Here is a 20721-nt window from a genome sequence, read left to right on the forward strand (position 1 = left end):
TCCACTTTTTATTCTTTATGACCAAAATAGTGGAGAATTAAACAAAATAAAGCTACGTTCCTAATTAGAAACGTAGCATGTACCCTTTTCTACAACCATTATTTCATCCATTCTTAATTTTTACTACGTAGTCGATCAAGAAGAACAGCGATGACGATGACTATCCCTTTTACGACTTGTTGCCAGTAATAATCTACGTTAAGTAAGGTCATTCCATTTGTAAGTACAGCCACAATTAGCACTCCAATAATGGTACCTTGTATTCTTCCGCGTCCTCCTACAAAACTAGTCCCACCTAGAACGACTGCTGCTATCGCATCCAGTTCAAACGCGATACCTACCATTGGCTGTCCTGAAAATAAGCGCCCTGCCATAACAACTCCACTAATACCTGCTAGTAATCCACTAATTGAATAGACATTAATTAATGTTCGATTCACTTTAATTCCTGTTAGATGTGCAGCCTCTTCATTGCCCCCAATTGCATAGACATGACGTCCAAACATGGTATATTTCAAGATAACAAACATGATGAAATAAACAATGGCCATGATATAAATCGGAGTAGGTATACCAAATATTTCACCTGCTCCAATAAACTTGAACTTTTCTGATGCTAAAACTACTGGATAACCACCTGTTATGACATAAGCCAATCCTCTTAAGTATGTCATGCTACCAAGTGTGACAATAAAAGCAGGTAGTTTCGGTACCGCTGTTAAATAACCGTTAATCGCCCCAGCCACATAACCAACACCAGCTCCAGCTAACATTGCTAAACCAACAGGAGCTCCTGCGTTTGATAGTAAAACAGATATAACACCACTTAAAGCAAGAGTTGATCCAACAGATAAATCTATCCCACCTGTTAAAATAACTACCGTCATTCCAGCAGCCAGGATTGCGGTAATCGAGCTTTGCTTCAATACGTTTAATATATTACTTGAATCTGTGAAATTTGGTGCAATCACACTCATAACTGCGATTAATAAAGCAAGAATGATTAACATGCCCAGTTGATTAAATACTTGTTTGGAACGATCCTTGAATGTAACTACTGTTGGATTAGTAGATTGTACATTTATATTCATCATTTAACCTCTCCTGTAGCATAGTACATGATTTTTTCCTGTGTGGCTTCCGCATGAGTCAGTTCGGCTCTTAGTCTGCCTTCGTGCATCACTATGATCCGATCACTTACTCCAAGTATTTCGGGTAATTCAGAAGAAATCATCAATACAGCAAGTCCTTTTTCAGCTAGTTGATTAATAATCTTATGAATTTCAGTTTTCGCACCTATATCTACCCCACGTGTAGGCTCGTCGAGCAGAAGTACCTTTGGACCAATGGAAAGCCATTTTGCTATAACGACTTTCTGTTGATTTCCACCGCTAAGGCCCATTACATTTTGTTCTTTTGATGAAGTTCTGACTCCAAGTTCCTGGATATAGCGATCTGCTTCACGGTTGATTTTCTTGTATTGCAAAATCCTAAATTTACGGTACTGGAAGTATTGTGCCATCATGATATTTTCTTTGACTGATAGATTTGGTAATAAACCCTGTTCCTTCCTGCTTTCCGGTACGTGGGCGATTCCTAGCTTTATTGCATCAATAGGATTCTTTATTTGAACCAAGTTGCCTTCTATGATTATTTCGCCCTCAGACAATTCTGATAATCCAAAGATGGTTCTCACCAGTTCGGTTCGACCAGCTCCAACAAGTCCAGCTAGACCAACAATTTCCCCAGGATAAATTTTCAACGAGACATTTTTCACGATCTTTTTGTCTGAGACACCTTTCAACTCGAGTACTGGTTGTTGATTTTTCTTTTCTGTATCATTTTCGCTTCTCTTTCTCACAAACAGCTCATTTAATTCTCGTCCTACCATAAGTTTTACTAGATGAGTAGGATTTGTTTCCGAGATTGGACCGCTTGTGACCATGCGACCGTCTCGAAGTACGGTAAAACGATTGGAAATTTTAAAAATTTCGTCCATTCGGTGGGAAATGTAAACAATCGCCACACCTTTTCTTTTTAATTCATCTATGATGGTAAAAAGCTTCTCTATTTCTTTATCTGTAAGAGAGGCGGTTGGTTCGTCCATGATTAATATTTCTGAGTTAAGTGATAATGCACGAGCAATCTCAACCATTTGTTGTTGAGCCACACTTAATGAACTTACATCGGCTCGAGGATCCAATGAAGAACCAATGGAAGTTAAGATTTTTTCAGCTTTTTCATAAATATCATTCCATTTGATTAAACCCATTCTATTTTTCTTTAACGAGGTACCCATCAATATATTTTCTCCAATTGATAGGTTGGGCGATAAGCTTATCTCTTGATGAATCACACTTATGCCTTTACTTCTAGCATCCATGGGATGATTCCACCGCACATCTTCCCCTTTGTAGATGATCGATCCACCATCAGGCTGGTACACACCTGCCATTATTTTCATTAAGGTAGATTTCCCTGCACCATTCTCACCCATTAATGCATGAACTTCCCCTTTAAATAGTTCAATATCAACGTTTTGTAACACCTTCACGCCAGAAAACTGCTTTGCCACGCCCTTCATACTCATAATAGGTTGTTCATTTTTAGACGGATGCTGCATTTGTTGCTTTTTCGTTTCGTTCATTGCTGCCCCTCCCTACATTACATTTAGTGTAAACATAGTGCTCAATATTAGAGCACTATGTTTATCATTTCATTCCGAGGGGTATGGATTACCACCCACTATATGAATCAACATTTTCTTGAGTAATGAATTCAGTAGGGATAAGAACTTCTGAGTCGACTTTTTCACCATCTATTATTTTTAATGCTAACGCTACACCATCAATCACCATTTGATTAGGGAACTGTGCTGATGTACCTGCAAAGCTACCACCTTTTTTTAGTGCATCCACTGCAGCAGGAGCACCATCAACACTTACCAGAAAGAACTCATCTTCTCTTCCAGCTTGTTCTTGGGCAATTTGTACTCCGACAGCTTCTTCGTCATTAATGGTAAAAACGGCATCAATTTTCTTATTGGCAGATAATATTCCTTCCATTACAGTAAGCGCCTTCTCACGGTTACCTTCACCGTTTTGGTTAGCAACCACTTTAATGTCAGGATATTTGCTTATCACTTCATTAAAGCCCTTAATTCGATCTGTTACAGCAGACACAGGTGGTCCATCAATAATGACAATATTCCCCTTGCCATCGAGTTGCTCAATAAGGTACTCGGCAGCTAATCTCCCCGCTTGAACATTATCTGACATCACAACTGTATCGATTCCACCTTCTGCAAAACCGTCAAGAGCAACAACCGGAATTCCAGCTGCTTTTGCTTGACTTACTGCACCTGCAATCCCAGCCGAATCAAATGGACTTAACAAAATGAGATCGACTTTCTTTGTAATAAAGTCTTCAATTTGAGCCGTTTGCTTTGCCAGATCATGATCTGCACTCACTGTTATGACTTCTGCATCATACTTAGCAGCAACTTCTTCAGCCCCTTTGGACATTGCTACGAAGAAGGGATTCCCTAGAGTTGGTACGGTCAACCCGATCTTCAATTGTTTTTCTTTATCATCAGTATTATTTTTATCCGTAGCATTCGTAGAAGTGCTTTCTCCATTACTACAAGCATTTAATAAAGTTAAGAGTAATACGAATAAAATAATGTGAACTCTCTTCAAGATTTTCATGGTATCAAAACCTCCATATAATAATTTTCTAGAATAATAGTCGTTTATTAAAATACAATCCTTGAAAAAAAGTCTGTTTTGCCATACCATAAAAATGAGTTCTAAAATTCTAAAGAATTTTAGACATACTCAAATAGAGGTATGATTTAGGGGTTTTTTCCATTTGGTCGTGGGTCCCCCTGAATCGTACTTTTTTTTGCTTTTTTTTGTAAAGTAGAATAGAAATTCATTATCTAGTAGATTTTCCTTTGTTATGTATAAGCCTCACCTCCAAAAATAGAGCGCTTTCATAAATCATTTACATTCATTCATAAACGTGGATGTTTTTGATTGTTTATGCTCATTTTTGATTATATGCCCTTTTTTACCATTTTTCAATATTAATTTTCAGAAAAGTCAAAATCAGTATTGTCTTTTTTATTTTTCTCAAATTTTAATTGACTGAATTATTATTTATTGATAATATCTAACTTAATTCAATACAGCCGCCATGATGGTAGTGGATCAAACTATTACCGGAGCAGCTTCTGGAGAGACCGTATGTATACGGCGCCGAAGGATTCACAATCTCAGGCAAAAGGACAGAAGAGAATGTTTGCATAATAATATTTTTGCACACTCTTCTTACCCGAGATTGGAGATACTCCAATCTTTTTTTATTTCAAAAAAATAATGAGGTGGAACAAATGGAAAGAAGACGTGCAGTGGTAAGTGTGATTGGAAAGGATAAGGTTGGCATTATATCAAAAGTGACAACTATCCTCGCTGAAAATAATATGAATATTTTGGATATCAGCCAAACTATTTTACAAGACTTTTTTACCATGATGATGATTATTGACGTGACTGGAAATGAAAATCTGTCAAAACTCCGTGACCAACTGGATTTAGTTGGGCAGGAGATGGATTTAAAAATAAACATTCAGCTTGAAGAGATTTTTCAAGCGATGCACAGAATTTAGTTAGGTGGTGACTGAATATGACAATTGCAATGGATGAAATCCTTCAGACCATACGAATGGTTCAAATGGAAAACCTTGATATCCGAACCGTAACAATGGGAATCAGTCTCCGTGATTGTGCGGATTCCCATTTTGATAAAATGCAGCAAAATGTATTCCATAAAATTACTACTCTCGCTAAAGATTTAACGAAAGTTGCAGAGGAAACAGAAAAAGAATTTGGCGTTCCTATTATTAATAAGCGTATTTCTATTACCCCGATTGCTGAAATCCTAGGAAGTGCAACCGTGGAACAAACGGTGGAACTTGCAAAAACTCTTGATCTTGCAGCAAAGCAATTGGGTGTAGATTTTATCGGAGGATTCTCTGCCCTGGTTCACAAAGGATTTTCTAAAGGTGATGAGACCCTACTTAAAGCTTTGCCAGAAGCTCTTAGTGTTACAGAGCGTGTTTGCTCCTCAGTTTCAGTGGCCACTACTCGCACCGGTATCAATATGGATGCGGTTAGACAGTTAGGATATGTTATCAAAGAAGCGGCCGAGCGGACAAAGGATCAAAATGGAATCGCTTGTGCTAAGCTGGTCGTATTTTGTAATCCGGTAGAAGATAACCCTTTTATGGCAGGAGCTTTTCATGGAGCTGGAGAAGGCGAAGCGGTTATTAACGTTGGCGTTAGCGGTCCTGGTGTCGTATTGAACGCATTAAAAAAACACCCACAAGCTGATCTTGGAGAAGTGTCTGATATTATTAAAAAAACAGCGTTTAAAATTACACGAGCAGGTGAGCTTATTGGTAGAGTGGTAGCCAAGCGTCTCGATATTCCGTTTGGAATTATGGACCTCTCTTTGGCTCCTACCAACGCCATTAATGATAGTGTAGCAGAAATCTTAGAGGAAATAGGTCTTGAGCGCGTGGGTACTCATGGAACGATCGCAGCCTTGGCCCTCATGAATGATGCAGTAAAAAAAGGTGGAGCGATGGCCAGTTCTTATGTTGGTGGATTAAGCGGAGCTTTTATCCCCGTCAGTGAAGATAATGGAATGATTCGAGGAATTATCGACGGTGCTTTAAGTTTATCAAAGCTTGAAGCAATGACATGCGTCTGTTCAGTTGGACTTGATATGATTGCCATTACAGGAGATGTTACCCCTGCTACTCTATCCGCAATGATTGCAGATGAAGCGGCCATCGGAATGATTAATAAAAAAACAACCGCAGTAAGGGTCATCCCTGTACCTGGAAAACAAGAAGGAGAAATGGTTGAATTTGGAGGACTTCTTGGGAGAGCACCGGTTATGGGGGTAAATCCATTCAGCTCACAAAATATGATTAATCGAGGCGGAAGAATTCCCGCACCGTTACAAGCACTGATTAATTAATTTTTAGAATTAGGAAAATAACAGTTTTTTCAAATTTTCCATACGTCGAGATTCTCTAGTAGAAAAAAAATCCCACCTTCATATATTGAAGGTGGATTTTTTCATTATGTTCCTATTGAACCGACTTCTTCTCCTTGGAATATCCGATACGCAGGAACGATGGTATCGGAGACTATTTCTTTTCCTTTTTCACGAATGAAGTCCAATTTATAGTAGGCGTCAAATCGTTGGCTGATTTCTGTTTTCACCAGTTCGGGCGGTGTGACGACGATGAATTGAAACTTTAACTTATCGGCAACAGCAAAGATCGGGTCAAGGACATGAGTGGATGCAGCTTGTCCAAACGGATTATCACAAACTAAAGGAACCCAGCTTTGATCGGTTTCGCTTTTAACTGATAATAGCATCATCATCATTACCATACGGGCTGAAAGCTTTTGTCCACCGCTGCCATCCGATTTTGTCTTAGAACCTTGGTTAATCGTCTGCCAAGTGGAGTAATGCTCTCTTTGCGGTTTCCCATACATAAAGGCATTATCCGTTCTCATATTATAGACAAGTAGTTCAGGATATCGATTTCTCAATGATACAAACAAAATTTGCTCGTCACTAATAAGCTGTTTAATTTCCTGATCTAATAATCGATTATGATCATCAATCATATCAAATTGCTTTGTAATTTTATTTATGGCAGATACAAAGTGTTGCTTTAGTAACGGTTCAATATCTTCCGCCTTTTTAGGCAAGATGTCTTCTTTTAATTGGACAAGAGGGAAAGATCCTCGTTCATTTTTCAACTTCATTTTCGCAATCATGGAACGAATGGCTTCTGAAATACTCATCACTTTCATACTAGCTCGGCTAGCCCAGAAGTTTTGAGCCTTTTCTGCCCTTTCTTTGTCTCTTTCTAATTGTTCCAAGCCACTTTCTGAGAAACGCTTCATATTTTTCACAATGCTTTGAATATGCGAGTAATGCCTTGTATCCATATGCTCTAATGTCGTAAGCACTTCATTCTTAAAACGAATCTCCCAATCTTTTCCTTCTATTGCAAGCTTTAAATTACGCAAGGATTGCTCGATTTTTGCATGCTTTTCCTGTCCTTCTTCAAGAATCTCTTGATGTTCTTCACACCAAGATAAGATGCACGCTTTCCCTTGAGTTTTTACTTTTTCTAGGTCATGATCGGTAAATGCTGCTGCATCTTCCTTTAAAACCACTGATAGAGTTAACAAGTCCCCTTCATAACTCGCAATATTGGTTTCTGTTTCTTTCTGACGTTTTTCCGTCTTCTTTACTTCATCCTTCGTTATCTTCGTTTGGTCTTTTATTTCTACTTCCTTCACTTCCAAGTCAAGGTCTTCCCATTCTTCAGGCTGCCTTTCATGCTTAGCTATCTTTTTTCCAGTCTTTTCACGTTGTTCAGTCGCATGCTGCAAGGATGTTTCAGCCACTGTTACAGCCGTTCCTTGTTCACGTTCTTCCTTTTCCGCAGCCTTCGCTTCTTTCTGTGCTGTTTGCAGTATGTTTTCTAATATACTTATCGGTTCATTAGGTTCAGAGGCTTTTTCCCACTCCTCATTGGCTGCTTTGAGTTTTTTCTCTAATTTTGTCTGCTGCTTTTGTTCAGTATCTTTCTTTGCTTGAATAACTAGTAATTCTCTAGCTTGTTCTTCTTTTGATTTTTGAAGCTGTTTCAACTCTTCCATTCTTCCATTTATCTCTTCTAATAAATGAGTGGATAGGCTCGGAACTTCTTCACTTTGGTCTACTTTTTCATCAGGAGGAAAAGCCGCGCCTTCCATAAAGAAGCTAATCTCCTTAATATTTTGTTCGGTTGTCAGCTTCCATTCAACGTACGTATGATTCCACTTGGTTTGCAGCTCTACAATCTGTTGGTGCTCTTTGCTTAATTCTTGCTGCTGAACGACTAAGGATTCTTTTAGTTTCTGTTTTTCCTCTTTCACCCGTTTATTTTCTTGATGAAGGATTTTTTCTTTTTCAAACTCCGCTAATGTTTCCACATCTTTTGTAAGCTTTTCTATTTTTCGCTTTGTATGTTCCAATTGCTCTTTTAACTGAAGCTGTAATTCCTTTTCCTTTTCTTGCTGTATGGTGATTTCCTGTAAATTCGTTTTCTTTGTAAGAAGAGCGTTTTGTTCCTGATTTAGAGCCTTTTCGATATCAGTAGATAACTGACCCGATAGGAACCGATCGATTTCTTTTAACATACGGCGCAAGGAGTTTTCTGTTTTTTCAACCTCAATAAGCGTATCTTTCTTTTCTTCTATTTGTTTAGCCATACTTATTTTCCAGTGGGTAAATTGATTTTTATCAGATAACAGCTCTTTCTCAGTTCCGTTAATGATGACAAAAGATGATTGTTGATTATCACTGTTCATTTCCTCACGCATAAAAATCGGAACCGGACTTTTAAACATTCTTCCTGATAGAACCTGCTGATTAATTTTTTTCCACTGATGCTGACTTACAACTAAACCGTATGGAAGGAGCGGATACGTTAAGCAATAGTTCGCCATCTCTTCTGCACGCAATGATTGAAGAAACTGAGTACCGTAAAACACATCAATACCTGTTTTCTCGTCGATCCATTCTTTTAATTCTTTTACATCTTTATTTGCAATCCAGAAGCCCTCATCATTTAAGGAATGATCGAGCTGCGTTTCCCAAAGTTCTTTTTTAATTTGCTCCCCTTGCTGTTTGTTACCCACCAGAAGTTCTTCTATCTGTAACGAATACTTTGATAAAAGAGAGTGAGTAAACGGTGCAGTCACATCATCCAATAAACCATGAAGCTTATCTAATAGCTTTGATTCTCTTTGCTCTTGTTCAACATTTGCTACCTTTAATTCCGTACACTTTTCTTCTGAAAACTGAATGGATTGGACGAGCGTACCATGTGAAGAGGCTAGTGAATTTTGCTTTGCACTAGATTCTTTATCTATTGCTTGTATCTCTTCTAAGGTAGTGTTTTTGTCCTCAATTTGTTTAGTGAAAGACTCGATCATGCCCTTTAAGTCATACGTTATGCGATCACCAAACTCTTTGATGAGTGCCGCATCTTTTGATTCAAACGCATGTATTTGTGTATAAAGAAAATCCATTTCCGTACTAATTTGAGCTATTTCTTTCGTCTTCTGCTTATCCTGTTGCATGAGCTCCGTTTCTTTTTTCTTTAAGAACTTCTGATATCCTAAGTATTGCCTAACACCTTCTTGTATGGCTAGATAGGAATGCTCCCATTGTTGTGCTACTTCTTTTTTGATTTCATCCATTCTTTGATTTACTTGCTCTAAGCCACTGTTTTGTTCTAATATGGCAATCTGCTGCGACAGAGAGCGAATCGTTTGTTCGTTCTCACTCCACTCTTTCAATAATAACTGAAAGACGAGCTGTTCTTTTCGTTCCTGTTTCTCTTTCACTATTTCTTGAGAGGAAGCGTGTTTTTTTCTTTCTTCTACTAATTTCTTATCCCACGCCATTACCTCACGATGAGCTTTTGCATACTCCAAATTATCTTTTTGATAGCGTAGATCTTCTTGTTTGAGTGCTAATTTCTCTCTATCTTTTTCTAAAGTAAGCAACATTTCCGTTTCTGATTGCTTCAGATGTTCTAATGCACCGAGAAGTTGTCTTCCTACCTTGATACTTTCCTGAACAATTTCTTTATGTTCGACCCCTTTAGCTAAATGCTCTTCAAAGGGAACAATATCTTCTAAAAATTCTTTATGGGCTTGTTCTCTTTTTAAAAGTACAGGCAGATCTTTTGCAATACTGGCCTGACTCTTAAAAATTTCAACCAGATCATTCTTTTGGTGTTCCGTTCGATGTAAGACCTGACTAACGGTAGGAATAATTCGTTTTTGGAAAAGAGAATGATCATCTTCGGCTCCCTCAAAGTATTTTCCTACTCCACCTTCATCCTTGTTGATATCCTTCATAATGTCCCAATCTTTACGGTTAATTCCGTATGTATCAAGGATACGATAGTGCTTCTTCATATCTTTATAAACGTCATATCCATTCCATTTCAGATAATCCTTTAAGCTTTCACTGTCAGCAACCTCATCATTTTCATACAGTGGAATATGCTCAACGGCTGCCTCTTCTTTCCGTTCAAATTCTCTCGTGTAAAATGTAATATTAGGGAGAATCTTCGCTTCCTGTTCTAAAGATTTACTTTCATTTCCACCTTCTTCACTCATCGAGATCCTCTGTTCTGCAGAGAACATTCCTCCAGTGATTAGATGTCTGCGATCAGCACCGTCTAATTCCCATTGAATGAGAACATGAAAGGTATAAGGAACAAACTGTTCTTTATTATTAAAGAAAAATTGCTGATAATAACGATTGTTTTGTTTTCCCCAAGCCGTTCCAGGTTTGAGAATTTGGAAGACCGTTTGCAAAAACACACCTTTTCCGCCCCCATTCATCATAGCGATCAGCCCATTGGTTGACGTTTCTTCATTATGGAAGTTAAAGGTTGTATCTTTATATTGCTTTTGCATGCCATCATACTTCAGGCCAACAATTCTAATTCGATGGATTTTCGGCATGCTCATTCTCCTCAGTTGTCATTAATTTTTTTAATACTTCGTATCGATCATAATCGTGATACAAGTATTCAATACGCTCAAAAAGCTCTTGTTTTGGAATTACTTTTGGAATATCATCTCGATCAAGAATGACGATTAACCCTTCTGTCTCTAATAACCGCATAGCGCTGGCAATTAATCCGATTCTCGTTCTTTTATTTCCTTTTTTCAACCCATAATCCTCGGTATCGACCTCCATGTATTTCCATGTGGTCACCATTTCCTTCATATCCAGTCGTTCTTCTTCTCCGAAATTCGGTTTCGCTTTAAGAATCTTCTCCCAATTCATCATCAAGTCATTCACGTACCGTTCCAAGGCATAGTAGCTAATGCCCTCCCGTTTCGTTCGGATTTTTGCCGCCTGGTTGCGGTCTATGGATGCTAAGAAAGACATGATGATTACGCTGATCAGGTGAAAATGTTTTTTCGTTTCGATTTGGCGATGCTTTTCTTTCATATGCGTGAAATTCGTTGCAAACACCGAGCCAGTTGGCTGAACGACTAAATGGATGCGTTTGGGTGATTCAATGATATACGTACCTGATTCGTCTGCTAATAATAAAACCGTCTGTCTGACTTCGGGATCGAAAAAGGTTTGAAAGTGTTCACTATTTTCGTCGATGACTTTATCTTTTAATAATGTAAAATAGACCGCTGACGCCTTTTTGATCGTTTCTGCATTCATCGTTTCTCCTCCTCAATACAAATTTTAAAAGGGGTGATTTTCGTTTGATACCACACAAAAGGCTCCGCTCGAGGATCAAACATAGTAAAAATCTTCAACCCTTCAAACACTTGAAATTGTGGATATTCAATCATTAATTTGTGCAGAAGAATTTCTCGCTCATCGCTCAGAGTTTCTTCCTTCCGGTGCAAAACTTGAACTTTTAAAGGCTTTTTATCAAACATCATCCATAAATCAATCGTTTCACCTTCCTCAAACCACAAATCCTGCACTTCTAATGGGAAGGTTGCGAGATCGGATAATGAAAACTCTCTGTTTGTTTGTAAAAGTTGAAAAACATAACTCCAAGCTTTAATCACCGAATCCCAGTTCGTCACTCGTGGACGAGTTTCGTTTTCTTCTGCTTCTTCTACTACTTCAACATCTGATAATTGTTGCTCATCGAATTCTTGTTCTCCCCAAATCCAATCAAGAGGCAATATAAACTCATTCCTCGGTGAAAAAATGGAAGAAATTACATTTTCAATAGCCTTAAAATCCTGAACGCCTTCTTTAAATAACCAATTTTCATACACATGTTCGCGAAAGGAAACCATGCTTTTTTCCCAGAACAATGAAGGATTTTCTGCTTTTAATTTCAGTTCATACGATATATTTTGAATAACGAGCTTCGCAAAACGATCATGCAATTGCCTTGTATGACCTATTTTCTCTTGAAGAAGAATTAATTCTTTCTGAATATAATCATCTTCTTCATTTCTACGTTTCGTTTTTTCTATCATACTAGTAATCGTACGGAAGTGATTTTTTTCCTCTTCAAATTGCTTTTCTATTTCCACACGATTGTCTGCTCTTTGTCTTTCCTCTTCAACCAATAAAATTTTGGGATTGTTGATCATTTCCTTTTGGAAGGTGAATTCATTTGCCATTAAGCGGTTTACTCGTGAAATGAGGTGATCGAGGTTTCGAGTAGCTTTTCTAAAATTACCGTTTTTAATCAACTGCATACTATAGAGCTGTTCAATCGTTATCGAGAATTCCTCAGCCATTTCTCGGCTCATAAAAATCATTTCCTGAGCGACATCTGTTAATTTATAAACAATCGAGCCGCCAATTTCGAGATTCGTATATAATTCATCCATCGTGACATATCGGAAAGTTTGCGTTTCCCAGGCTTGCCTTATTTCATCGTAATACAACGCTTCAAAAGGTCTACTATACTCTTCTTTCCCCTGATATAAAAGCCCACTCGTGATTCGTTCAATCTGCTTGTCGTCTGCTAAAAGTCTCATTTGTTTAATCGAATCTTCAACCATATACTTGATATCTGATTTGCTTCTATGGTCATCATCATTTAGTTCTCTATAAAAAATGGTGAGGAGCACTTGCATGAGGATGGTTTGGATATGAGGTTTCAACTCCCCCACTTCCATTCCTCTTCCAAGCTCAAATAGAGGATTTAATCGCTGCATTCGCTGGGCAAAGCCTTCCCATGATTCGTTCACATCCATCTCCTCCATGTTTCAATTGTTAACACTTCTTGTGGAATCCGCTTATTTTCCTGCCATAATTCTAACAATGATGCTTGTTCTTCCTCAGTAAACCATTGGAAAAACGAATCGCGATACTTCGCATTTTGCATTTGACCAGATTTCTGGTCATTTCTTTGGCCAATACATTCAAGCATTTTCCGATAAATCTTTAAGGCAGGCTGAATACAACATTCCGGATACTTTTCAATAAGCCGAACCAAGATTCCATAACCTGAGGCATCTAGATCTCCTGCATAATAGAAAAGATAAGATTTTAGGGGAAACATGCGAAAGAAAAAGGAAAAACTACGTTCAATTTTTGTTCCTTCCCCATAGATAATTAGTTCCGGTTCATAATCTAGTACATTGGCCTCCAATAATTTAATAGATGTATGAAAAAAAGATAGATTCTCAACAATAAGTACCCTTTGAATATCTTTTATTTCTTTTCCTTGTTTCATCCAAAAGACAAAAGGCTCCCCGTAGCTCACCATCTTCAGTTCCTCTTCTGAAACTCCAATTCTAGTTAAAAAGCCTTTTCCCTCAGGGAAACTATCACCATCTAGTAAAAATTTTTCATGACCAAACAGCTCCAAGCTTCTTTCTTCAACTGAAACAATGTCCCGTTCCTGATGGCTTTGGAAAAAGTTATAAACATTCTGAATTCGATTCCATTCCTCTACCGTTTGCCATTCAGGATGACGTTCATAATAAGAAAAATCAAATTGATCACTTAATTTCATCATCCCCAAACGATCCCACTTGGTAGAATGAACTTTCATATTTACCCAGTAAGATAAGGGTAGTGCCGGTGTTCTTCCATTGTATTGATTATTTTGTATAGGAATCAATTGTCCTTCCGCTTGCAAAAGTTCAATGGACCGATAGAACAACGAATAGCCATCCATATCAAAATAATCATCCATCAGCTTACGCAATTGAAGCTCCAAATCGTTAATATTAATCTTCTTTTTCTGTTTAGGGTGTTGAATATCTCCTATAAATCCTCTCACCCGTGTTTCAATGATATCTATTGTGTTCACCTACTTACTCTACTTCGTGTCAAACCCCTACTTCTATCCTATTTGGACATCCTTTTATTATAAACTAGTTGGTCTGTTGTTTGTAAGTGAATTGTTTGGGTAAAAAATAAGGAACCTTTATAAATTTTATTTCTTATCGAAAAAAACGCACGAGTGGAACACACTGTGCGGTCGAATAAATCTTCCTATAAATCTTTTTACGCTACTTATTTTTACTATACTAGTTATGCTCTGATGAGGTATGAGTTGGAGGTATGACATTGTTTATCCAAACTTGGAAGACAACGCCCCAATTACAGTTGGACAATCACCTAAAAATATCCAGACAAATATAATATCGGGAAAACTAAGATTGAAATAGGGAGTGATTGTTTTTGTATTATCGTCAACCATCTGAGGAATGTGTATGGAACTGCATTTTAATGGGCGGGCAGAGATTTGAATGTGAAGAAATATGTCGTATGAATCCTTCGAGTGGTAATTATTACTCGTACAATACTTACTTAACGCCAACAACATACGCACCTGCATCATTTTATAATACACAGCCATATCATTATGGGAGTTATCCATATTCTTTTTCCTATGGTTTTTTACCTGAGGATGATCCATGTGTTCAAGAATGCAGAAGATTAAACATCCCTACTTTAAACTGTTGCTATCGGTGTGGATATTGCTAACAAAAGAAGCCGATTTCTTATATCAAGACATCGGCTTCATTATGATACACTAGTACAACCAGATGGTCACACTTTGACTATGAAATTGGCAAAAAAAATACTAGTTAGATCTTAAACTTATCCGGATACAATTCACAATCAAAAAACTGTTCAAACCGTTGATAACACTAAAATAATTGGCGGGACTGCCTGGGAATCGAACCCAGCTATCCTGGCACGCAGGACACAAGCGGTTTTGAAGACCGTGGAGGACACCAGTACCCCAATCAGCCCCATAAAAAGAACCGTGCTCGAATCCTTGTCCAAGAAGTTCAAGTTTTCGACACGGATTCTATTATGGCGTACTTAGCGAAGTTTTTCAAGTAGGAAATCCTTGCTAAGTTTCTATAAAACTACTTTCATTTTAATTTTAACTCAGCAGCAATGTGGTGGTGGATTCTCTCCCAGTCAGCATTTGTATTGTTTATCATGATTGACCTTGCCGAAGCCTCATGAAGAAACTCCTTCTCCAACTCTTTTCTCTCTTCCAAGAAATAAAGCACTCCACTTACCCCTGACAGTCCCCTTTCTTTCCCATACTCCTGACCTGTGTAATACCAGGTGATAAAATCAAACCATTCCACAGGACGTTCCTGCCTGATTTTCTCCAAGTTCTCTGCTATATTATCCTGTTCAAAATATACGATGACTGGATCGAGCTCCATAATGACTTGGGTTACCATATTTAAGTAATTGAAAATAACTTCTTTTGAACAATTATGTTTTGCTAGTAAAAACGTAAAAGGATTTTGTAGATAGCAACACTCTAGTATATACTCATGGGTTCCTGATTTTGCTTGTTGAACAAACTCCTTCCACTTTTCCAAAGCAACCTCTATGTACTCTTCTACTGGAAGCTCATACACATCAAAAGGTTTCAGTCGCTCAAATAACTCTGGATCTTTTTCATACAAACTACCATATGAAATATAATATCTCTCGCCTTTTTGAATGGCCATCCCCCGAACCCTAGGACATTCTTGTTCAACCTCATCAAATTGCTTTTCCGTTAGACAAGCGATAGACTCATAATCAGCCGGATGCTGGGGATCTCCCTCTAAATATAATTTTGCATTTTCTCCTAATCTAGTTGCTAACCATTTGGCACTGGTTGTTTTTCCTGAGCCTGGGACTCCTTCAAATATAAATAATTTCGCCATACTGTTCTCCTTCTCCCACTTTTTAAATCGCTTTCAAAACGTTCGTCTTGTCTCCCTGCTAAAAGTTTGGCTATAATAATAGTATTAATAATGTTTTGTAGGTGAGCTTATGTTAAGTGGATGGTTTTCAATATTTATTATTTTTTGGGTGTTAATACTAGTCGGTTCGTTTGCAATCGGTGGATTTTTTATGTTTCGTAAATTTTTAAAAAGAATGCCTCTTGAAGACGGCAAGTCTGTCCTCGATTGGGAGGAGCACTTTGTGAATGAGACTCGTGATCTTTGGCAACAGCCTGAGAAGGATCTTCTTGAAGACCTTGTGAGCCCTGTGCCAGAACTTTTTCGCGATGTGGCTCGGCAAAAAATCGCTGGAAAAATCGGTGAGCTAGCCGTGGAAGAAAAACGTCCTTCGATTACTGAAGAGCTCGTGATTCGAGGATATATTTTAGCAACACCAAAACGCGACCATAAATTTTTGAAAAAGAAGCTTGCTGAAAACAAAATAGACATGGCTCCATATCAACACCTATTTTAAAGGACTGCTTTTACATAAAGCGGTCTTCTATTTTATAAAGCTCTTTTCTTAAACTTTGTTGCTTATGGAACCTAATTTTAAAATTGAGCTACAATTCAGCAGAAAATAGGATGAGTTTAATAAGAAAAGAGCCTGCAAACTGAATTCTTATGCGCAAAATAGCTATTTCCTCGTTAAAATCGGCTTTTAGATTTTAACAACAATCTTGCGAAAACAGCCTTTTATAAATAACGCCAAATCCATCACGATTTGGCGTTCGTAATCTCATGATTTTGTCAGTTTTTCCTGGAATCTTCTAAATTGAAGATACATAGCAATTCTCCACGGAAGGATCATGGAAAAAGCTAATATAAAGAACATTCCACTGAGTTCCCCATAATCAATCGTAGAGCTTAATAGTAGCTTTAGAATGATCCGTAACACAAGGAGCCCGAACAAAATAAACACAAATGCACGTGAGCGTTGTAAGTATATTTCCTTATCACGTATTTCAAACTTAGAAGTTTTTATTAACAAAATAGAAAAGACTAATCCAACCGCCATCGCTTCAAACAATTCTAAATATGTCACTCGAAACATCGGAACCACAAACATTAGTGCCCCTGTACTCATAAATAATGGAGGTAGTATGATTTTTTTTGCCGTTGCTGGCTTTTTGGCCGCCTTCATTCGGACGAACATGGCCAGCATTGCCATACCAATCGCGCCTATTGATGAAACAACAACCATGTTGTTCATAATCTTTCATCCCAATCTAAAAATATTTTCCCTATCATTATATCGTATACGCTCGCAATAAAAGAACGTTTTTTTTAAAATAAAGAATGCTGACTATCAACGACTAGTCAGCATCTATTATATTTAGCTTAATACACGATTTACAGCTTCAATTACCCTTCCTTCATCAAAGGGCTTTACAATGAAGTCTTTAGCACCGGCTTCGATTGCTTCTACGACCATACGCTGTTGGCCCATAGCAGAACACATAATGACCTTTGCTTGCGGGTTGTTCAGTCTAATTTCTTTCATGGCATCTAGGCCACTCATCTCAGGCATTGTAATGTCCATCGTAACCAAATCTGGTTGTAGCTCATGATAAAGAGCGATTGCTTCTCTGCCATTTTCGGCCTCTCCCACGATCTCGTGGTTATTTCGAATTAGAATGTCTGAAAGGGTCATTCTCATAAATTTTGCATCATCTACGATTAATATTTTTGCCATCGCTGGTACCCCCTCAACACTGCAACAGAATCTTATCTCTTAATCAAACACATATTTAAATATAACGAAATTTACAATCAATGACAAAAAGAATATTTCGACTATTATCGACAGAATTCTCGCAATTCTTTAAGACTATTTTCCTATTTAATTATAACAGAAAGAATTCTAAATCAAAAGCCTGTAAACCCACCAAACATATTGGTAAAAATGATAATAATCTTTGTCATCCAATCAAAAAATAGGACGATTCCCATTACTATCATAATATAACCACCTATTTTCATTATCAAAACATTGTGGCGCTTAATCCATTGTAATTTTCCAATAAAGAAAGATAGGATAAAAAATGGAATGGCAAATCCAAGTATATAAGCAATCATGTATACCATACCCGAACCAGGATTAGTCGCAGCCAAAGCAATTACTGACATTAAGATGGGACCAGTACAAGGGGTCCAGCCTGCTGCAAAAGCAATTCCTATTAAAACCGAACCAAAATATCCAGAAGGCCGGTGTTTAAATTCATATCTTTTCTCCCTCATCAAGGATTCCGGTTTCAGAATACCAACGATCACGAAACCAAAAAAGACGATCACAATGGCGCCTAATTGACGAATAAGATCCTGGTAGCCAGCAAAAATTTCACCAATAAAGGAGCTTCCAAAGCCGATTGCAATAAAGATAATGGAAAATCCAACTAAGAAAAACAAAGTATGTAATAAGCTGCGTCTTTGTAGCATGGCATTATCCGTCTTTAATTCTCCTACTGACATACCAGTAATATACGACAGGAAGGCAGGATATAAAGGAAGACAGCAAGGAGAAATAAAGCTCAAAAAGCCGGCTCCAAGTGCAATAAATACGTTTACATCGGTCAAATGTAACCACTCCTAAAAAAATCATTCTTGTTTATTCTATCAAAAGATAAATAGAAAAGATAACAATTAGAATTTGAACATTCTGTGACAGCAAACAAAAATTAGGCAAGCTCCTCACTCCGTATATCTGTATGTAAGAACCCTGAAAAAATGTTAATTACCAAACAAAATTGTCTTTTTCTAGTTTTTTTCTTTTGAAATTCTCCTATTTCTTGGGTATACTATGTATATAGTTTCACGAAAGATTTTGGATATTATTTGGAAGGGACTAAACAGAATTGTCAAAACAGGAATTTTTAGCACTCATTGAAAAGAAACGAGCTGAGCTAATCGAGATCGCTATGATCAGTGGACTGAATTCTTCTACTGCCCTTCATTACAGTCAGGAATTGGACAATCTATTAAATGAATATAACCGTATCTTTTTAAAGAAGGTGCCCACCTATTAAAAACAGCTTGAGCTGAAAGCACTCAAGCTGTTTATTTTTTAGCTGACAACATCCTCTATTCTATCGGCTAAATTATTTTGTAGAAGATACATCTTATAGTACAAGCCTCTTAGTGATAGCAGTTCCTGATGACTACCCCTCTCGACGATTTCCCCTTGATGCAATACTAAAATCAGTTCAGCATCTTGAATGGTCGACAATCGGTGAGCAATGGCAATCGTTGTTCGACCTTTTCTCATTCGTGCAAGTGCCTCTTGAATCGCTTCTTCTGTCTCCGTATCAATATTGGCCGTTGCTTCGTCCAAAATTAATATTTTTGGACTAGCTGCTACCGTCCGAGCAAAGGCAATCAGTTGGCGTTGACCACTTGATAGCGTAGACCCTCTTTCCACCATTTGATGCTCGTATCCTCCCTCAAGCTTCTCAATAAATGGATGTGCTTGAACAAACTTCGCAGCTGCTTCTACCTCTTCCATGCTCATCTTCTCATTATGCAAGCGAATATTATCTGCGACGGTTCCAAAAAACAAGAAAGGATCTTGAAGAACCAGCCCTAATTTTTTCCGCAGTTCTTTTTCGGGATATTCTTTAATGGAATGCCCATCCACTAAAATTTCTCCACTTTCGAATTCATAAAATCTCATCATTAAATTAATAATCGAGCTTTTGCCACTTCCGGTGTGACCAACCAGGGCGACGGTTTCACCTGGTTTGGCAGTGAAGGAGATATTTTTTAATACATCTCTTTTCCCATCATATGAAAAACTGACATCACGAAATTCTATTTCGCCTTCTTGAATCTTATTAGCTGTTTCTTTTTGTGAAGGTGATACCTCCTGTTCATCAAGAACGTTGAATACCCTAGAAGCTGCGACAATCGCTTGTTGGTATAAAGATAAACGCATCATCATATTGTTCACCGGCTCAAAGAATCGATCTAGATAGTTAACAAACGCATACAACACTCCGATTTGGATAGGACTTTCAAATGACGAAACACCAAAATAGCTGAGAACGATAATCAAGGCTCCAACATATACAAGGTCAATTGCAGGACGCAAAAGCAAACCATCTACTTTTATATTCCTCATACCGGCAGTATAATGCTTCTCATTGGTCACTCCAAATTCTTCACGCATTCTTTTTTCCTGACGAAAAACTTGAATAATTCCCATACCTTGAATCGATTCACTAAGCTTGGCGTTCAGCTGGCTAAGGCGCTCCCTCATATCATGGTAAAATTTTGAGCTTAGTTTTCTGTACAAGCTCATTATGAAAAAAATCACTGGAAGAATAACTAAACAAAACAATGCTAGTTTAACATCCAAAATAAACATTGCGATAAAAATACCCGTAATGAGGAACCCGCTTTGGATAAACGTTACTAATACCGTCACAAACATATCTTTAATCGCTTCGGTATCATTCGTCACTCTTGATACAATGCTTCCAGCAGGTGTTTTGTCGAAAAATTTCAATCCAAGTGATTGAACCTTTGAGAAGACATCAATACGAATCTCTTGAATAATTTTTAAGGCAATTTCTTGGAATTTTAAGAGCTGAAAATAGGAGATAATAACGTTTAATATTTGAATACCTAAATACGCGGTACCTAGCATGAATAACGGTTCAAACGAAAGATTTCTAGGCTTTAAGTAATCATCTATAAATACTTTGACTAAAATGGGGCCAAGTATATCACCAACGGTTGTAAGAATGAGGAGACAAAAAGCCAACCCTATCGTTTTCGTGTGAGGCTTCGCATAGGCTAGGAGCCGAACTAATACTTTCCACTGTTGTTTCCCTTCTGATAATTGCTGATTTTCCATCAT

16 protein-coding genes, 1 tRNA gene and 1 riboswitch are annotated in these 20721 nt (G+C 37.7%); of the genes, 4 read left to right on the forward strand and 13 right to left on the reverse strand.

The genetic code is table 11. The annotated features are described in order from the left end of the window. Positions 1-113: 113 nt before the first annotated feature. The 3 genes from M3175_RS04935 to M3175_RS04945 all read right to left on the reverse strand — a co-directional run bounded on the left by M3175_RS04935 (position 114) and on the right by M3175_RS04945 (position 3707). Positions 114-1091, reverse strand: a complete 978-nt coding sequence (locus M3175_RS04935; RefSeq protein WP_251515518.1) for an ABC transporter permease — start codon at positions 1089-1091, stop codon at positions 114-116. Beyond that, positions 1091-2647, reverse strand: coding sequence for a sugar ABC transporter ATP-binding protein (locus M3175_RS04940; RefSeq protein WP_251515519.1), 1557 nt, complete (start codon positions 2645-2647; stop codon positions 1091-1093). Before M3175_RS04940 ends, M3175_RS04935 begins: the two co-directional genes overlap by 1 nt. Before the next feature lie 88 nt (positions 2648-2735). Then, on the reverse strand, positions 2736-3707 hold the full coding sequence (locus M3175_RS04945; RefSeq protein ID WP_251515520.1) for an ABC transporter substrate-binding protein: 972 nt from the start codon (positions 3705-3707) through the stop codon (positions 2736-2738). 517 nt (positions 3708-4224) lie between these two features. Then, a riboswitch (glycine riboswitch) is annotated at positions 4225-4302 on the forward strand. A 91-nt stretch (positions 4303-4393) separates the two neighbouring features. Between M3175_RS04945 and M3175_RS04950 the strand changes: the two genes are divergently transcribed. Together M3175_RS04950 and M3175_RS04955 are read left to right on the forward strand one after the other, a co-directional pair. Further along, positions 4394-4669 (forward strand): ACT domain-containing protein, encoded by a 276-nt coding sequence (locus M3175_RS04950; RefSeq protein WP_251515521.1) that lies wholly within the window; start codon positions 4394-4396, stop codon positions 4667-4669. Between the two features lie 17 nt (positions 4670-4686). Next, positions 4687-6048 carry a PFL family protein gene (locus M3175_RS04955; protein ID WP_251515522.1) on the forward strand — a complete coding sequence of 454 codons (1362 nt, stop codon included), beginning with the start codon at positions 4687-4689 and terminating at the stop codon, positions 6046-6048. 104 nt (positions 6049-6152) lie between these two features. On the opposite strand, the gene M3175_RS04960 is transcribed toward M3175_RS04955, so the two are convergent. From M3175_RS04960 to M3175_RS04985, 6 genes are all read right to left on the reverse strand, one after another. Then, entirely contained in the window at positions 6153-10625 is a 4473-nt protein-coding gene (locus tag M3175_RS04960; RefSeq protein ID WP_251515523.1) for a hypothetical protein, read from the reverse strand. Continuing rightward, positions 10603-11349: a DUF6063 family protein gene (locus M3175_RS04965; protein ID WP_251515525.1), complete on the reverse strand. Its 747-nt coding sequence runs from the start codon at positions 11347-11349 to the stop codon at positions 10603-10605. Before M3175_RS04965 ends, M3175_RS04960 begins: the two co-directional genes overlap by 23 nt. After that, the gene (locus M3175_RS04970) at positions 11346-12860 is read right to left on the reverse strand and encodes a hypothetical protein (protein ID WP_251516255.1); all 1515 of its coding nucleotides are present in this window, start codon (positions 12858-12860) and stop codon (positions 11346-11348) included. Before M3175_RS04970 ends, M3175_RS04965 begins: the two co-directional genes overlap by 4 nt. Further along, positions 12851-13924 carry a Wadjet anti-phage system protein JetD domain-containing protein gene (locus M3175_RS25045; RefSeq protein WP_251515527.1) on the reverse strand — a complete coding sequence of 358 codons (1074 nt, stop codon included), beginning with the start codon at positions 13922-13924 and terminating at the stop codon, positions 12851-12853. The genes M3175_RS04970 and M3175_RS25045 overlap by 10 nt, the downstream gene beginning before the upstream one ends. A gap of 857 nt (positions 13925-14781) precedes the next feature. Further along, positions 14782-14878 (reverse strand) — tRNA-Sec (locus M3175_RS04980). A 124-nt stretch (positions 14879-15002) separates the two neighbouring features. Further along, positions 15003-15803 (reverse strand): P-loop NTPase family protein, encoded by an 801-nt coding sequence (locus tag M3175_RS04985; RefSeq protein WP_251515529.1) that lies wholly within the window; start codon positions 15801-15803, stop codon positions 15003-15005. 109 nt (positions 15804-15912) lie between these two features. On the opposite strand from M3175_RS04985, the gene M3175_RS04990 reads away from it, so the two are divergent. Continuing rightward, on the forward strand, positions 15913-16338 hold the full coding sequence (locus tag M3175_RS04990; protein WP_119707641.1) for a DUF2621 domain-containing protein: 426 nt from the start codon (positions 15913-15915) through the stop codon (positions 16336-16338). Positions 16339-16602: 264 nt separating this feature from the next. Here M3175_RS04990 and M3175_RS04995 read toward each other — a convergent pair whose 3' ends face one another. The 3 genes from M3175_RS04995 to M3175_RS05005 all read right to left on the reverse strand — a co-directional run bounded on the left by M3175_RS04995 (position 16603) and on the right by M3175_RS05005 (position 18440). After that, positions 16603-17076 carry a CcdC family protein gene (locus M3175_RS04995; protein ID WP_251515531.1) on the reverse strand — a complete coding sequence of 158 codons (474 nt, stop codon included), beginning with the start codon at positions 17074-17076 and terminating at the stop codon, positions 16603-16605. 123 nt (positions 17077-17199) lie between these two features. Then, the gene (locus M3175_RS05000; protein ID WP_251515533.1) at positions 17200-17559 is read right to left on the reverse strand and encodes a response regulator; all 360 of its coding nucleotides are present in this window, start codon (positions 17557-17559) and stop codon (positions 17200-17202) included. A gap of 173 nt (positions 17560-17732) precedes the next feature. After that, entirely contained in the window at positions 17733-18440 is a 708-nt protein-coding gene (locus M3175_RS05005) for a cytochrome c biogenesis CcdA family protein (protein WP_251515534.1), read from the reverse strand. A 278-nt stretch (positions 18441-18718) separates the two neighbouring features. Here M3175_RS05005 and M3175_RS05010 point away from each other — a divergent pair, with 278 nt between their 5' ends. Further along, a complete protein-coding gene (locus tag M3175_RS05010; RefSeq protein WP_119707638.1) occupies positions 18719-18889 on the forward strand; it encodes an aspartyl-phosphate phosphatase Spo0E family protein in 171 nt (56 codons plus the stop codon). A 38-nt stretch (positions 18890-18927) separates the two neighbouring features. Here the strand turns inward: M3175_RS05010 and M3175_RS05015 are convergent, their stop codons facing one another. Then, positions 18928-20718: an ABC transporter ATP-binding protein gene (locus tag M3175_RS05015; protein WP_251515535.1), complete on the reverse strand. Its 1791-nt coding sequence runs from the start codon at positions 20716-20718 to the stop codon at positions 18928-18930. Positions 20719-20721: the final 3 nt, after the last annotated feature.

It is taken from the genome of Robertmurraya korlensis (genome assembly GCF_023715225.1).
Taxonomy (GTDB): Bacteria; Bacillota; Bacilli; order Bacillales; family Cytobacillaceae; genus Robertmurraya_A.